We start from the raw sequence: 16346 nt of genomic DNA, 5'->3' as shown, positions 1-16346 counted from the left end.
AACAGTACAATTCCAAGTGAATGATTGTCAACCAGCTTTTGCACAAAAGGGGATGGATTTCAATTCTTGGCTAAATCTGCAATCCTACCTCAGAATGCAAATAGCCTTTATTTCTTTGGGGTTGTGATAGTTATCCTTCCTACTGGGGTTATCTTTCTTTGGTTGACATTGAAAAATCTAGTCAAAATGAGAGCCCCGAGATACGAAAAAAAGCACTACAAGTATTTCTCTGCAAGAAATAGATTTGAAGTGTGTGTTGCAGGTGTTTTTTCTGTGGCTTTTTCTGTTTGGTATCTGTTTTTTGCCAAAGGGGGAAATCTGTTTCTTTATCCGTCAGAGGTAATGAGATTTTTTTCAGGCGGATGATAGTGTGGATCAGGCTCTGGCGTTGGCCCAGCCGCCGCCAGCGGCCAAGTGTTTGGAAGGCGAGCCATCATAGAGTCAGTAGAGAGAGATACTTTTGGAAATCAATAGTATTATGATTGGTACAAATGAGTTGTAGCTCCATATTTTAAAGGGGGATTTCAGAGAAATGAAGAATAAGAAGGTAATAACTTTGATAATGGCCGCAGCCGCATCATGCTCGTCAGTCTATGCCGCGACATTACCGACCAGTGAGGTAGACGCATACATACTTGCGATGAACACCATGTCACCTATCACTGCAAAGTACACCATCCAGTACAAGCAAGCGGTTGAGCAGAAATGCAATACAGCTCTGAGCGTTGAGCAGCTCAACTCAAAGGCATTCACCAATGTTGTCCAGGCAATGGTGAGTAGTGAGACCGTCGATAGAATGGGGCTTGATGCTGCTGGTGGATCACTCCAGGATACCCTGTCTGTGATCGGCAAGAACGTCACATGCAGTGACCTGAACGCGCCATTTAAAGCACTCTTGGATGATAAGGACTTCACCAGAAAGCATCAGCACCTATCGAAGGTGCTGCATACTTGGAATGAAGTTGTTTCTCAAAGCAAACCCTGAGTAACAAAAAGGAGCCTAACTGGCTCCTTTTTTAATGGGGATGATGTTACGTTCGTGGACGTTATTTTCACTCGGGATATGTAACGTTGAAAAAGGCGTACCGACAAGAGAGTGGTCACATAGCTCTCCATAATAGATGAGCGACAAAATCTCTTGCTCGTTGATTTTTCCCACCTTAAAAAGGTAATTGATTATTGCTGTATCCAGTAGGTCGTGACACCCATTAAGCAGATCCACGATATTGGCCGCAGCTTCATTTTCCTCTCCGTCATCTCGACCGGCTAATACTGATTCAACCCAAGCCTCAAGGCTCGGATGTCCCTCAGCGAGCTCTATTTGACGGCACTCGTTCTCGATCAACCCTGTGATTGCTTCGTTGAGCGTTCCGCCATAAGTCGGCATGTTGAGAACAACTCCAAATCCGGGGATTTCTTTTTGGATTGGCTTCGCATCCTTGGGAGCTGATTTCAGCCACAGGAAAAACCAGATCCCAGAGCTTATGTCTTCCGGCTTGACCTGGTTGGCCGCAAGGAATTTGGAAACCTCGTTACAGATGATGCCATCTGGCGCTGCCATCTCGTAAATACCCGCCATCAGATCTTCAAGGCTCTTATACATATTATCTCTCGCACCTGTACATGATGTTTTCACTATCGTTGTTAAGCGTTTTTTCAGCAAGTATGTTCCAGCGAGACATCTTATACCATTCCATCCAAATCTGTAAAATTACCGTATTACCGTAATTATGATAATTACGGTAAATAAATTTGAGTTCCTCTTGCTGTTGTTCTACTTATTAAAATGTATCTTTGAAAAAGTAGAGTTTTTGGAATAGGATAGGTGGTGCTGAATGCCCACTTTTTACAAGGAGCGCGACCAGTGATTTTTGATGTAAGAGCGACCTTTGAAGTGGCACTCCAGACGGACACCCACCTGGTACTTATCGATCTGGATCAGGGAGCATCAGTTACGAACGATGCTGATGCAGTGATCGCCTGGTTGGCCGCAAACCTCGAAGGTGGAATTGGAAAACGTAAGGTGTACTACCGGGACACCGATGGACGCTTTGATGAGCTCAAGGTTAATGCCGGTGCTTTTGCCGGATTTGCACCTTGTAGCGAAGGCCAGCAGACCACCTTGGCTGGGATGCTCGGCCAGTAACTTTGTGTGGAGAACTCGATGTTAAACAAAAACAAATTTGAGAAAGTTTTAAAGAGAATCCTCGATAAGAACTTTGAGCGCTGCTCTATTTGCAGGAAACCATTCCCTGGACCGTGCCATACTTTTGCTGGTTTGGATTCGGACAATAAAGTTCAGAACGTAGGTTCTTGCTGTCGGACCAGTATTGTGGACTTGCGGCATGGAGGTGTGTATACGACCGCTCCTGTAGATACTCAAGAGGGGCAAAGTCAGGCGCGTGAGCTACTCGCAACACATCCTTGTAAGGGGATGATGGGACATGCTTAGCAAAAAAGTCTTTTTCATTAGTCAAGCGGAGGCCGAAAGACTGGAGCCGGTTCCCGGTGCGGCCATGATCTCCATAACTGACCCAGACAAGTCCCCTGCCGCTCTCGGACAGTGGGGGCAGTTGTACCGCGATAGCTTCTATGACGGCGGCTATTCTGAGAACACCATCCACACGATGAAGGCAGCGTTCCGGATGAATTACGCCTCTTACATTGACTCATCCCAGGCTGAAAAGCTGTCCACCTTCCTGGATGGATTGGTTGGTAGCGGTATCGATCAGATCTTCGTTCATTGCTATTACGGAGAATCCAGAAGTGGCGCGGTAGCGCTGTACCTCCAGAACAAACATGGATTCACTCCGAATAAGCCGATCACCAAGCCCAACCGAACAGTTTACGAATTGCTGTGCAATCCAACCAAGTTTGAACCACTGATGCAAAGCTACGAAACGCAACATATGGAGGAGGAACTACCTCTTCACCTCAAAATATGGGATTTTCTTCTCGTTGCGGTCGGGCTTAGGAGGTAACTTTGCACGACACAAACAATGACAAGGAAGAGCTAGTTTCACATGCGAAAGTAAATGTTCCGGCAGAACAAAGCATTCGCGGTGAACTGTTGCCGTCATCGAGCTCGCTCCGGAACATCCAGGACAACCCCGCCGTCGCCTATCTGGTGAGCCTCGGGTCAAAGCGAAGCAGGCAGACCATGAGCTCATTCCTCAACATTGTCGCCAAGATGATCGGGTTTCAGAACCTTCGTGACTGTGCATGGAGCTCAATGAGGCGGCACCACATATTGGCGGTGCTGGAAATGCTGGGGGATGCAGGGAAGGCTCCGGCAACGATCAACACCTACCTGTCAGCGCTCAAAGGGGTGGCTCTTGAAGCCTGGACGATGAAGCAAATTGATACGGATAGCTTCCAGCACATTAAGCAAGTCCGTTCAGTACGTGGATCTCGACTTCCTAAAGGGCGGGCACTTGAACGCCATGAGATTCGCAGCCTCTTTTTCACATGTGAAAGTGATTCAAGCGCCAAAGGGCTTCGGGATGCGGCCATTCTCGGGGTGCTCCTCGGGTGTGGCTTGCGCCGCTCGGAAATCGTTGCGCTGGACATGGGAAGCATGATCTACAAGGACCGCGCTCTCAAGGTTCTTGGCAAGGGCAACAAAGAGAGAATGGCGTATGTGCCTGGTGGCGCATGGAAAAGACTGGATAAGTGGGTTGAAGAGGTTCGAGGAACGCATGAAGGGCCTTTATTCCCGAGGATCAGGCGGTTTGATGATGTGACTGGAGAGCGGATGTCGGATCAGGCCATCTACCACATCTTGGAGACCAGAAGAGTTGAAGCCGGTCTGGAGATGTTTGCGCCCCATGACCTGCGACGCACCTTTGCCTCCTCGATGCTGGATAACGGTGAGGATATTGTGACCGTGAAGGACGCAATGGGCCACTCAAGCATTGCAACTACCCAGAAATATGACAGACGCGGCGATGAGCGTTTGAAGAGAGCGAGCCAACGCCTCGATATAGCGGATTAACAGCATGAATGATGAAGAACTCGAACTTGCCAGAGCCGAAGCCATGAAAGCCGATAGGTGCTTTTCAAAAGGACGGCTCAGGGACGAATTTCGGATGAAGCCTAAGCCAGGAGTAGAGCCAGTTTCGTTCTACAAAAACGGGTATGGTGGCCAATTTGGAGTGTACCGGATAGCAGATTGCCAACCAATGCGGAGAAGGGGTTGTTCACCGGCATCACAAAAGCAAATAAGGGCGCAATCCATCCTTTCGGTCAAGGCAAGAATGCGTAGCAACCTGGCAAAGGCCTCTGTCATGGCACAAAGGTGGGTCGCTCTGGAACCTCTGGTTCTCGATACCGAGACGACCGGACTTGGTGAAAGAGACCAGGTGATCGAGCTGGCTGTTACTGACATCAGAGGCGCGGTTCTCCTCTGCACCAGATTACGGCCAACCGTGGAAATAGACCCTCAGGCAATGGGTGTTCATGGCATCACCGAGACTGAGCTGTCGAATGAGCCTACGTGGACTCAAGTTGCGCCAGCTCTCGCCCGGCTTTTGTCGGGCCGTCATCTGGTGATATTTAACTCCAGTTTCGACAGTAGGATGTTGAGGCAAACAGCCAGTGCATTTGGAGACCAACTCTCTTGGTGGCAAGAGCAGAACTGTCTGTGCGCGATGAAGCTGGCGGCTGATGCCTTTGGCTCAACCAACCGGCACGGCACAATCTCACTTGCGGATGCCACCTGCGAGGCAGGTGTGAGCTGGAAAGGTCGAGCCCATTCAGCAGCGACCGACGCTATTGCCACCGCCGACTTGGTGACAGAGATAGCCAAAGTCCAACGTGACCTCGTGGTCCAGCTCCAGGAGCTTCAAAGCAAAGGTAATTTGGAATGACAGAACAATCCTACGGCGAAAGTCTCAAATTTTTCTCAGACTGGCAGAAGGACCCCGCGAAACGCACCGGCCTGAATGTGCAACACACGCTAACCAGAGGTGAATATCCTACGGTCAGCATCGAGATTGCGCCGATCAGGGCATCGGGGTCCAGCCCAGACTGGAAAAGCAAGATCACGGTGCAGCTCACTCGCGGCGAACTGACGGCGTTTTGCAGCGTTCTCTTTGGTTTGCGTAGCAAGGCTGAGGGTTCCTATCACGGCGACGCGAAGAATAAGAGCTTTGCGGTTTACAACAACGGCAAGGCCGGTGTTGCGATCATCCTTAGTGAGCGAGGAAACCAGCTCCAGAATTTCATCAATGATGACGACCGAATGGAGCTCGCAGTCTTCGCAGTTCGCCAGCTTTCCAACGCATGGAAAGTTACCCCTTCTGATGCCATCGCGCTGCTACGCCAATCAGCGTGGATGGACCGAAATTTGTCCTAATCGAGCAAATCTAGGCACTCTAAAAGTCGTCCTATAACCACAAAGTTAGACCATCATGCAAAGTGGGGTATAGAGGGTGCCAGCCCCACCCCAGCAGTCCCCCTCAGCCACATTTCTGGCTTGCCCCGCGCTTTTCTTCTTTCTCTCTTTTTCTCTCTTTTTCTCTCTCTTTCTCAATCTAATCTCACACACGAAGGTCAAACAGGGCACCCGCCGACGCGAAGCGGAGGCGTATTCTTGCCCCTCCCCCTCGTTGCATGATGGTCTAAATCTGTCTACTATGTAACCAATGAACTGTTAGAACAAACCCACACATAGGCGGCAGCATGGCTAAAAACTTCATATCAGAACAATTCTCGGCCATGTGCCGCGACTTAACGAACCTGTCCTCTCTTATCAAACGACTACCGCCACGGTACGCAAAAGTTGCGGCCATCCCTCCTACCGGAAAAGGAATGGAGAACGAGCCCGTCAACAAGATTGTCGTAACTGAACAAACTGGGCGCGAAGCTCTTGAGCTGGCAGCGCACAGCTACAGAGATCTTCACATCAACCCAGACTATTCGCAGAAGTCTGCCAGGCGCACCGTGGGGGTACTCTGGTTCTCCCCTTCCAGGATTGGTGTAGCTGACGAAATTGCGGCGACGGTTGAACGCATCAACGCGGCCAAAGCTGGTATCGAGGAGTTCATTATCTCGACGTACCCCACCAGGCAAGAGAGGTTTGAAGCACTTCGAGCGGACTGCCCTGGTGTCATGACTCTCCACCTTTACAGACAAATTCGGTGCTATACCAATGGCGACATCGACTCTATCCGCTTCACCTGGCAACGGAAGGACTCCTTGAAGAAGCCCGTAAAAGAGGAGCTTTTGCAACGCATCAGAGAGGAGCTGGAGCGATCTGGGCCAGACTATCAACTTCCCCTGGAGCAGCTTATCCAGAAGATCGCCAGCACCCCGGAGCCTTATCTCCGGGAGCGAAGGGAAGTAAAGGTTCAACCGGTGGCAAACGTCATGGCCGCAGGGGTACTCAAAACCGTTACCGCGCCAATGCCCCTGATCGTGCTCCAGGATAAGGATGTTCAGCTCAAATTGCTTCGTAACTTTGACGCCTCAGAACAACGCAAAACTCGATCTGATAAAGCGGCATCGGAAATCCTTGGCACCTTCGGTGGAGTCACTATCGAATCCTTCCCTGGATGAATCAGCGTGACCGCGTAACAAGGCTTTTCCGCAGCCGGAAGGGCTTTGTCCCACACAAACAATTCCAATCGACAGCAGCATGATATATAATTATGATAATTACCGTATTATCGTAATTATCGTAAACATTACAAATTAAAAGGAACGTTCTCATGGCAAGAAAATTGGTTGAGTTTGACGATGTAGCGGCTGCGGCCCAAAAGCTCAAGGACGCCGGTAAACGCCCAACGGTCATCGCTATCAGAGACATCATTGGCAAGGGGAGCTTTACCACCATTTCAACGTATCTCAAACAGTGGTCAGAGGAACACTCCCTCGATGAAGAGCTGGTAGAGGTAGTCCTTCCAGAATCGGTTATGAGCGATGCTGAGCTCTTCCTACAGAAGATCTATACGGTAGCCAAAGCAAGCGCCGATGAACAGCTTGAGCGCGAGCGTGAACTGCTACGACAGAAAGAAATTGAGTACCAGGAAGATATGCAGCAAGCCGTGGACATGGCAAATGATGCCACCGAACGGGCTGAGCTACTGGAGGAACAACTTGAAGCTCTCACCAACAAAAAATCAGAGCTCGATGCGGCCCTTGGTAAGGCAGAAAACTCGCTATCCCTCAAGTCTGCGGAGCTAGAACGCTCACTGGCTGACATTGATAAGCTGGAAAAGCGGATCGTTGAGTTGGAGGGCAAGCTGGAGGCGAAAGCCGCAGATCTGACCCGAGCACAGGATCACCTGGAGCAAGCTAAAAGCGAAAATCGCTCTTTGAGCCAAAAATTGGCAACTACAGAGGGTGAGTTGGAGGAGCAAAAAGGCAAGAGTATAGAGCAGACAGAAAAGCTCCGGGCCGCTCAGGAACAAAAAACATCGTTGAAAGAGCAGCTCGAAAATGTACAGGCCAAACTGGCCCAATCACAGGACTCCCTTGCCACAGCCAAAGCTCATGGCGAATCCGCTGAACGAGAGTGCCAGCGCCTATCTGGAGAGGTAGAAAAGCTGGACGCCAAATTATCCAGCGCCGAAGCAGAAGCTCGCGCTCTTGTTCAAGACAAAGGCATGATGGCTGGTCAGTTGCAGGAAAAAGACCAGCAGGCCAAGAGCCTCGAACAAAGACTCAATGATGCACTGACCAAAATTTCTGGGTTGGAGCAAGAGCTCGCTAAAGCTGGTAAGGGAGGGAAAAAGAAAGAGGAAAACTGATGGCGCGAAAGGCTAAATATTCAGAAGAGTGGCGACACAGAGCTGCGGCTCTTCAAACCAAGATTGAGGAGGCTATGACACTAGCCACCTCATCTATTGGCGACTATCGCTGGTTACACCGTCTCCATAGTTGGGTTACGGAGGTGGCTCAAGGTAAAGCCCCAGACTGGTGGACAGATCTGGATTGTGAAGTATCCCTCCCCCGAGAAGAAAAGCGGATCAGTACGTTCCTCTCGACACAAAAGAAGCGCATCACTCTCCAGATGTGTTTGTCGTAGGGGGCCTCATGAAACAACTTCCTCCTGACACACCAGAACAATCACTGATCACTCAGTACAAAGGGCCTCGCCTTGTCGTTAAGGCCTACGCTGGAACGGGTAAAACCACGACACTGGTGAAGTACGCCCACAACAACCTCGATTCACGTATCCTCTACTTGGCATACAACAGGGCTATCCGCGACGAGGCAAGAGAAAAGTTTCCTGCAAACGTAGACTGCAAAACGTCCCACCAGCTTGCCTACGCCACTATAGGAAGGGGCTACCAGCACAAACTCTCCGGCAACCTAAGGCTCACCGATATTGCCCAAGCGGTGAATACCAAGAACTGGACGTTTGCCAAAGATATTCTCGATACGCTCAACGCCTTTATGTGTAGTGCAGACATGCGGATTCTTTATACGCATTTTGCTCGCGCCGATACGGGTAAAGTGCTTACGTCCAAACAGGAGAGATACCAAATCCAGGTGGTCGAAGGTGCTGAGCTCATATGGAAACGGATGACAAACGTTCAAGATCCGTTCCCGACCGTACACGATTGCTACCTCAAACAGTATCAGCTCGGGATGCCGAATCTGTCTCGCCGGTACACCACCATTCTTTTTGATGAAGCACAAGACGCTAACCCCGTAACAAGTAGCATCGTCCTACAGCAGAACTGCAAGGTAATCCTGGTTGGAGATCGCCACCAGCAGATCTATAGGTTCAGAGGCGCAAACAACGCCCTTGATAGCAAAGAGCTCATGAACGCCGACCAACTCTATCTCACTCATAGCTTCCGCTTTGGCCCCAACGTTTCGCTGGTGGCAAACGCCCTTCTTGAACTCAAAGGTGAAACACGACCTGTTGTTGGCCGGGGACCAGCAGATCAGGTACTCATGTTTTTACCAGGTGACGTGGGCCACCGCGCAATACTTCACCGAACCGTCATGGGGGTTATAGAGACGGCGCTCTCTGCGACCGAATCCGGAGCGCAGGTATTCTGGGTCGGTGGAATCGACGCTTACCAGATCAATGAGCTCCAGGATTTGTACTGGTTTTCGATGGCAGAGCCAGACCGGGTAAAGAATAAGAAACTGCTTGATGAGTATGAAGACTACTTCGAGTATCAAGAAGTAGCGAAGGCGACCAAAGACCCTGAGATGATGAGGGCTGTCAAGATCATCAACAGCTACGATGAAATCCCTGAACGACTCACCACTCTACGACGCAATACAGTCAAAGAAGAGTTTGGGGCTGACATTACGGTCTCAACAGCTCATCGGTGCAAAGGGTTGGAGTGGGACTTTGTTCAGCTCTATGACGACTTTCCGGATGTCCTGGACCCAGAGCTCGACCCAATGGCCCGTGACGATGAAATAAACCTGCTCTACGTTGCATCCACCAGAGCGATGCGAATCCTTGCGTTGAACAGCGCTGTCGAGATGGTTATCCGCTACATCACCCAAAAACGCATGGTCGAGAAGCAGATGAAGATGGCCGCAGAAGCGACAGAAGTTGAAGAGGACACGACCAAATAGTTTGGTCAATTCTTTCACATGTGAAAGTTGACAAATAAAACGCTCTAAGCGCCCTAAATGGGCGCTTACACCTGCCTAATTTCACGCCTCCCACCTCTACCATATCGAGCATGGGAAAATACGTGCGTGAGACTATGAAAAAATCACCTTTGAATTTACTGCTCCTTGCAGCGCTCACGCTGGGGGCATCACACCAGGCTTGGGCTCAAGATGGCACAAGACCTGGTTTTTATGAGCGAAAGGAAGAGGGTTGGTTCTGGTACAAGGAAGAGCCCAAAGAACCAGAGAAAAAACCCGAAAAGCCCAAACCAAAGCCTGTGGCAGAAGCGAAGCCTACACAGCCTAAGCCTGCTGCTCCGCTTCCGAGCGGCCCAGAAATGTTCTCAGCGGAATGGTTCCGGGAAAACTTACCCAAGTACAAAGACCTTGCTTGGAACAATCCTACCGTTGAAAACGTCAGGACGTTTCTCTACTTGCAACGATTTGCGATAGATCGCTCTGAACAATTTTCCGATGCTACAGAGCTGGCGGTCGTAGGTGATCCTTTCTTGGATGAAATTACTCGACGTCCTGCTGCCACGTTTGCCTCACAACAAGTTGATCGTGACGCTGGTAACGCCAAAAACATGCTACTCAAAAGCGTAGCCGAACGCGTAGGGATATTCTTCTTCTACAAGTCCGACGATGACTACAGTGACTTGCAAGCACCGCTCATCAAGATGTTGGAACAAGGAGAAGGATTCTCGATCATTCCTGTATCTATGGACGGCAAACCACTCCCCAGTGGGCTTTTCCCCCATTACAAAACCGATGAAGGCCATGCCAAACAACTTGGTATCGTAACTTTCCCTGCTGTTTACCTCGCATCTCCAGACGGTCAGTTCGCTCCTATAGGACAAGGGCCAATGTCTCTTCCTGAGCTGAATCACAGGATTTTGGTCGCAGCAAAACGCAATGGTTGGGTCACAGACGAAGAGTTTAACCGTACACGTCCGGTACTCAACCTGGAAAACAACATAGCCGAACGCTTGGCCTCACCAGAGCTGGGCTCTGACCTCAAACAGCTATCTCAAGCGAGCGGTGATAAAGACAACTTTGTGCCACCGGAACAACTCATGAAGTACATCCGGGACAAATTACAGGAGAACTAAGATGGTCACGCACAAGACATTAAAAAGGAGCCTGCTTGCCCTGAGTGTGGCGGCCAGTCTCGTCATGGCACCGACAGGGGCGATAGCCGCTAACGGCCTCCAATCACAGATGGACAAACTCTTCAATGAAATGAGCAACACAACACCACCTGGGGTTTATGAAAGCCAACGACGTGGCGTTTTAGCTGGTGGCCGGTTCACTGCAAAGACACGAATCTTCGACGAGAACCTGGTGAGCTTTGCCCCTCCATCATGGAAAGCTGGTTGCGGTGGTGTAGATCTGTTCGGCGGTTCGCTTTCCTTCATTAACGCGGATCAAATTGTCCAACTCCTTCGGGCTGTAGCAGCCAACGCCAAGGGCTATGCCTTCCAGCTTGCGCTCGATAACGTTTTCCCGGACGGAGCGAAGTGGATAGAGAACTTCCAGAAGAAAGTGCAAGCGCTCAACCAACATCTGGGCAACTCCTGCCAGCTCGCTCAAGGTTTCGTGAACGACCTAACCAGCGGCATGGACCTTAAACACAAAACTGATGCTTCTATAACCGCGACAACTTCCGGCCTGTATGAAGACTTCTTCGGGTCCAAGCAGGAAACCAGCGGCAAGAGTCCTCTGGAAGAACTGAAAGCCAACAAACCTGACGAATACAACAAGATGATTGGCAACATCGTCTGGAAGCAACTCAAGAGCAACAACGCCAACACCTGGTTCCAGTACGGGGATAACACCCTTCTTGAAGCGATCATGTCTTTAACCGGCACAGTCATCATTGGTGATCTGGTAAACGACCCGAACTCAACCGGCACTGGTGCGAAAACAACCCCTCTGACGACCCTACCAGGTAACAAGATCACCTTGTCAGACCTGATTTCAGGCGGTTCTGTTGAGATCTATTCCTGTGATTCTGATACGACCAACTGCCTGAGTGCTGGCTCCAGCAATAAAACTGTCGTGCTCAAAGGTATCAAGAACCAGATCACCGATATGCTGTTAGGAACAAGCTCTACACCTGGTGTGATCTACAAATACGCAACGAACTCTGGAACCTTAACCGACCCAGAAAAGGCCTTTGTTTCTAACCTCCCCGGAGGGATTGGCACCATTGTTCGTAACTTGTCTGTCCTTTCACAGGACGGCGCTAACCTGTTCGCAACAGAGTCATCAGGAGCGATAGCCCTGACCATGATGTATAGCTTCTCGGAAGAGTTCTTCCGCGCAGCTCGCATTGCGATGGCTAACAGCAAATCACCCTACAAGAAAGAGGCACTAGAGCTTCTCGCGCAATCGCAACAGCAAATCCGTGCTGAATACACAATCCTGTCCTCTCAATACGGCGATCTGGCAAGCCAAATTGAGAAATACAACAACCTACTGGACAACATCCGCAAGCAAAAATACATGCTGGCAACTTTGTCCAATCCTCCTAGCACGAACTAAGGAGCTATTGGAATGGGATCTTTTTCAATCCACTCTATCGGTGACTCTGCTTTTCTGGAGCAAATCCTGATTGCAGTATCAATGATCACCGGCACCGGGGATTTCGAGAAGATGGTCAGTATTGGCCTGCTTCTTGGGGTCTTGATGATCTGTATTCAGTCCGTCTTTCAGGGCGCAAAGCAAATCAACCTCCAGCAAGTGCTGGTAGGTTGGATTCTATATACCTGTTTCTTCGGCCCAACCACAACTGTGACTATCGAGGACGCTTATACAGGGCAGGTTCGAGTCGTCGCCAATGTCCCTATTGGGGTAGGCTTTGCTGGAGGTGTCATATCCAACGTGGGATACACCATCACCAATTTGTTTGAAACTGGATATGGGGTAATCGTACCCAATGTCACGGAAAGCCACTTTTCCGAAACACTGAAACTGTTGAATGACGTCAGACGGCGAGCCTATGACACAGGAGTTTTTACTGCGCTTAACTCAGCAAATGGAGGCGGCTATGTTGACGTGAGGCGTTCCTGGAACAATTACATTCGGGAATGCACGTTAACCAAAGTCGATCTCAACCTAATGTCCCTTGATGAGTTGATGAACCGTTCAACTGACTCAGCTTTGCGATTCAACTCACAGCTCTACGGAACTAGGTTGTATTTGTCTACAGCAAACCCTGACGGCGCTGACTACACATGTACTGACGGATGGGTGGCTATTAGCACTGCAACCGCCAACCTAAGCAGCCCGGTTGTTGTTGATGCTCTTAACAGCCTACTGGGTATTGACACGTCAACTGGAGACAACGCTCTAACGAAGCTGACCGATTCGCTTCAAGCGATGGGTGCCACAACTACGTCATCAATCGACTATCTGAAAGCCGCCGTTCTGGAGCCCCTCTATTATGAAGCCGCAGCAGGACGTTATCAGGACCTCCAGGATTATGGCTCTGCATTGATGGTCAACCAGGCTATTCAGCAACGGAACACACAGTGGGCCGCAGAGCAGTCGATGTTCATGACCGTCGTCCGACCAATGCTGACGTTCTTTGAAGGCTTTATTTATGCTATAACCCCGATCATTGCTTTTATTATCGTGATGGGCAGCTTCGGCCTCCAGTTAGCCGGGAAATATGTACAAACCATCCTCTGGATTCAGCTATGGATGCCAGTCCTCTCAATTATAAACCTGTTTGTTCATACCGCCGCGTCAAATGAGATGTCTAGCCTCAGTGCTGGTGGTCTCAACTCCATGTACGCTCTTTCCTCAACTGGAGATGTTCTGCAACACTGGATTGCAACCGGCGGCATGTTGGCTGCGGCCACTCCGGTGATTTCCCTGTTTATCGTCACAGGTAGCACCTACGCCTTCACCAGCTTGGCATCGAGAATAAGTGGTTCTGACCACGTTGACGAAAAGATGCAAACGCCAGATCTACTCAAGCAAGGTCCGGTTATGCAAAGTCAGCCAGCGTACAATCACAACCAGTTCAGTGGTGCGATTGCAAACGGCGCAGAAAGCATGATCAGTACCTTCTCGCTTGGCTCCACCTTGGCATCAGGCGTGAGCTCCGCACAGGCATTACAAAGTCAGAAATCGGAGGCTTTCCAAAGCACTCTTGGTCGAGGTTTTTCTGATGGAGTAAGTCAGGATCAAGCCTATTCAAGACTCTCCAATGTCGGGCGCAACGTTTCGTCGCAAAACACAGCTCAAAGCCAATTGATCAACCAGCAAGCCAAGAACTTCATGGATAAGTTCCAGGTGGATGATAGCCACTCTGATGCTGTCAAAGGTGCTTTTGCCATGCAGGCTATGGGCACACTCGATGTTGACGAAGCTGCGTCCATGCTTATGCCTATGGTTGGCAAGGCCAGGGCAGCAATGAAGGCCGCTGCTGGTGTGAAATCAAACAGTACAGCCCTAGTTCCTGCTGGTGGTAATGGCGAATCAGGCGGCGGCAGTGATGTCCTGGACATCAAAGCGCAAGCGAAGGGAGCAACAGAGTCATCAACTCAAGACTCTTCAAGCTGGTCAGCGAGTGATGTGTCCCAGTTCATGAAGGGTGTGAGCTATTCGCAAACCGATAGCCAGGCGTTGACAAATCAATTAGCGCAGGGTTTCAGCCGTTCTGGAAGCGAGTCATTCAAGCAAACCTGGGGCGATAGCTTATCCCAGAACCTATCCAAGTCCGCTTCTGAACTGGTGTCTGCATCGGACACCTTCACAACAATGAGTCAGCTCCAAAACCAAATGGGCTCCATGACTAATACCGACTTTAAAACTCTCGGTGGTGCAGTAGCACAAACCCCTGCGGCCATGAACCAACTGAATGACTATTTCCGAAATGCCGCGCCGCAATCGGTTAAAGACGAGGCGGCTTCACTACAGCAAAGATACCAAGCCTACGGAATGTCTCCTCAAGTGGCCCAGGCAGCAGCGCGAATGACAGCAATGACCAACTCCAAAAATTACGAACAGGGTAAGGAGCTTGGCGGGTATCAAGCCGCACTACAGGCGATCAATACCGCGTCCGGTCGCAACGGAGCATTTAGTGGTGATGCTTACGGAAATAACGGCATTGAAGGCCCGAATGTTCAAGGCCTACCAGGTCAGGTTCAAGGGGCTGTAGGCAGTGGACCTAACATCCCAACCGGATTCCGGGAGAATGTGGCTGGGATGGCTGGAACTAATCCGGCATCAGAAGCTGGGCAGTTACCAACGAATAGCCCCCTTGTTCAAAATGAACATGCAGCCGGTACGTCAGCTCTTCATAACCAAGCACAGCAAACAGAGCGAAATGTATCTGCTCCTGAACTGAAAAAAGCCCAAGATAACCTTATGAACTCGCTTCCGGAAATGTCTTGGAGCGCTTCGGCGTGGGGAGCGTGGGACAACTCCAGTGATTGGATGGGCCGCAGAGCTGAACAAGCAGGTGGAGCTCTCATTGCTGGTGGTCAAGCTGGCGCTGATGCGTTCTCAAGAGCGATGGATCAAATGAGAACGATGACACCTGAACAACGCGACCAATTCATCGCGGCCACTCAACGCGGCGACCAGGCCGTGCAAGAGGAGTTTGGCTGGGCCGGTGATGCGATGGTCGGTATGGCTAAACTTGGCCGCAACGTCATGGGAGCTGCTGCAAGCGGCTATGATGCAGCGAAGGAGTGGTTAACTGGTAAATCTGATCTATCGGAAGCCGCTAAAGGGATGAGCATTGAGGAACGCGGCGCGTTCTATGCAGCAGCGCTATCCTCTGCCGCAGAAGCTGGTGGTGGAGCCGCGCAGCAGTTTATGAACCAGTACGGTGATGAGTTCAAAGAAACGATGCAGTCTATCGCTCAAAGCCGTTATGGGCTGACTGAATCCCAAGCCGCTGTTTATGCCGAATCGTTTGACACAAACGAAGGTCGCATGAACCAGGCTGTTCAGAATCTGAAAATGGAGTATGCAGAACGTAACCCGGATGGCTCACCGATGATGCAAGGAGGTCAGCCTGTTCTTTCTCAGCAAAACGAAGAGTTTACGGACAAGCTGGTAAACGTATTGCAGAACTCGACGGAAGCTGGAGACCGTTCAGGTAGCTATTTGACTGCCGTCAGGGGGTACAACATAGCAAATCAAAGGTTCTAAAAGACCAACCAAATAATAAGGGGGCCAGCAGGCCCCCTTATTCGTCTCCAGCTCCAATATGGAAGCGCTGGTCAAAATCATAGGAATCTTGAAACCCACCAGTTTGTTTTTTTCTGCGCCGGGTAGGTGGTGCCTCTTTATATGCTGACCGCGCAACGCGGATAAAGCACGTTAGTCCAAACAGAGCCCCGACAACCAAAGCAACTTGCCACTGGAAGTAAGCGATCCCTCCCCAAAAGATAACAGCAGCCCAAAGGCTTTTGTGAACCAGAAATAGGAAACGAGCACCCCAAACGCCGAAGGGAGCCAGCGCCACACCAAGTCCCCAAGGTGTGTCAGCCATCATGGCTATTCCCAGAAGCACCATTCCCAGCAGAAGAATATTGACCACATGTTTCATATCAACCCCCTTACTCTTTACCTCCAGTTTACCACGGCATCAAAAAATGCAACTGTGAAAGTTTGACTATTTTTTGCTAAACAACCATTCCATTGGCAACTTCTTCGATTAGAATTTGCCCTCAAACTTTCACATGTGAAAGTTTGCCCTTACGGAACAAGGCGTTTATTGACAAAGCATTACA

Annotated in this window: 15 protein-coding genes; 13 read left to right on the top strand and 2 right to left on the bottom strand. The window is 50.2% G+C overall.

All coding sequences use genetic code 11. The features are described 5' to 3' along the window. Positions 1-66: 66 nt before the first annotated feature. Together O6D90_RS23825 and O6D90_RS23820 are read left to right on the top strand one after the other, a co-directional pair. Positions 67-366, top strand: a complete 300-nt coding sequence (locus O6D90_RS23825; RefSeq protein ID WP_270956702.1) for a hypothetical protein — start codon at positions 67-69, stop codon at positions 364-366. Positions 367-532: 166 nt separating this feature from the next. After that, positions 533-985 (top strand): hypothetical protein, encoded by a 453-nt coding sequence (locus O6D90_RS23820; protein ID WP_000791469.1) that lies wholly within the window; start codon positions 533-535, stop codon positions 983-985. A 15-nt stretch (positions 986-1000) separates the two neighbouring features. Here the strand turns inward: O6D90_RS23820 and O6D90_RS23815 are convergent, their stop codons facing one another. Further along, positions 1001-1603, bottom strand: a complete 603-nt coding sequence (locus O6D90_RS23815; protein WP_000278322.1) for a hypothetical protein — start codon at positions 1601-1603, stop codon at positions 1001-1003. A 261-nt stretch (positions 1604-1864) separates the two neighbouring features. On the opposite strand from O6D90_RS23815, the gene O6D90_RS23810 reads away from it, so the two are divergent. From O6D90_RS23810 to O6D90_RS23760, 11 genes are all read left to right on the top strand, one after another. Next, positions 1865-2146 carry a hypothetical protein gene (locus tag O6D90_RS23810; protein WP_000575657.1) on the top strand — a complete coding sequence of 94 codons (282 nt, stop codon included), beginning with the start codon at positions 1865-1867 and terminating at the stop codon, positions 2144-2146. A gap of 298 nt (positions 2147-2444) precedes the next feature. Next, positions 2445-2981, top strand: a complete 537-nt coding sequence (locus O6D90_RS23805; RefSeq protein WP_000949433.1) for a hypothetical protein — start codon at positions 2445-2447, stop codon at positions 2979-2981. 2 nt (positions 2982-2983) lie between these two features. Further along, entirely contained in the window at positions 2984-3994 is a 1011-nt protein-coding gene (locus tag O6D90_RS23800) for a tyrosine-type recombinase/integrase (protein WP_000543934.1), read from the top strand. Between the two features lie 4 nt (positions 3995-3998). Continuing rightward, a complete protein-coding gene (locus O6D90_RS23795; RefSeq protein WP_000997323.1) occupies positions 3999-4868 on the top strand; it encodes a 3'-5' exonuclease in 870 nt (289 codons plus the stop codon). Beyond that, positions 4865-5356 (top strand): hypothetical protein, encoded by a 492-nt coding sequence (locus O6D90_RS23790; protein ID WP_000139717.1) that lies wholly within the window; start codon positions 4865-4867, stop codon positions 5354-5356. Before O6D90_RS23795 ends, O6D90_RS23790 begins: the two co-directional genes overlap by 4 nt. 326 nt (positions 5357-5682) lie before the next feature. After that, positions 5683-6558, top strand: a complete 876-nt coding sequence (locus tag O6D90_RS23785) for a DNA replication terminus site-binding protein (RefSeq protein WP_001097010.1) — start codon at positions 5683-5685, stop codon at positions 6556-6558. A 152-nt stretch (positions 6559-6710) separates the two neighbouring features. Next, positions 6711-7751: a DNA-binding protein gene (locus tag O6D90_RS23780; protein WP_000101568.1), complete on the top strand. Its 1041-nt coding sequence runs from the start codon at positions 6711-6713 to the stop codon at positions 7749-7751. Between the two features lie 286 nt (positions 7752-8037). Beyond that, positions 8038-9549, top strand: coding sequence for a UvrD-helicase domain-containing protein (locus tag O6D90_RS23775; RefSeq protein WP_000811656.1), 1512 nt, complete (start codon positions 8038-8040; stop codon positions 9547-9549). A gap of 110 nt (positions 9550-9659) precedes the next feature. Continuing rightward, the gene (gene traF, locus O6D90_RS23770) at positions 9660-10700 is read left to right on the top strand and encodes a conjugal transfer protein TraF (RefSeq protein ID WP_001326396.1); all 1041 of its coding nucleotides are present in this window, start codon (positions 9660-9662) and stop codon (positions 10698-10700) included. Between the two features lies 1 nt (position 10701). Next, a complete protein-coding gene (locus O6D90_RS23765) occupies positions 10702-12135 on the top strand; it encodes a conjugal transfer protein TraH (protein ID WP_000256129.1) in 1434 nt (477 codons plus the stop codon). Positions 12136-12147: 12 nt separating this feature from the next. Continuing rightward, the gene (locus tag O6D90_RS23760; protein WP_072647760.1) at positions 12148-15762 is read left to right on the top strand and encodes a conjugal transfer protein TraG N-terminal domain-containing protein; all 3615 of its coding nucleotides are present in this window, start codon (positions 12148-12150) and stop codon (positions 15760-15762) included. A 37-nt stretch (positions 15763-15799) separates the two neighbouring features. On the opposite strand, the gene O6D90_RS23755 is transcribed toward O6D90_RS23760, so the two are convergent. Next, the gene (locus tag O6D90_RS23755) at positions 15800-16162 is read right to left on the bottom strand and encodes a hypothetical protein (protein WP_000683483.1); all 363 of its coding nucleotides are present in this window, start codon (positions 16160-16162) and stop codon (positions 15800-15802) included. Positions 16163-16346: the final 184 nt, after the last annotated feature.

The sequence above is a fragment of the Citrobacter sp. 21OH12SH02A-Citro genome, from assembly GCF_027919895.1.
GTDB lineage: Bacteria > Pseudomonadota > Gammaproteobacteria > Enterobacterales > Enterobacteriaceae > Citrobacter > Citrobacter braakii.
This window is presented reverse-complemented; position numbering and strand designations above follow the sequence as displayed.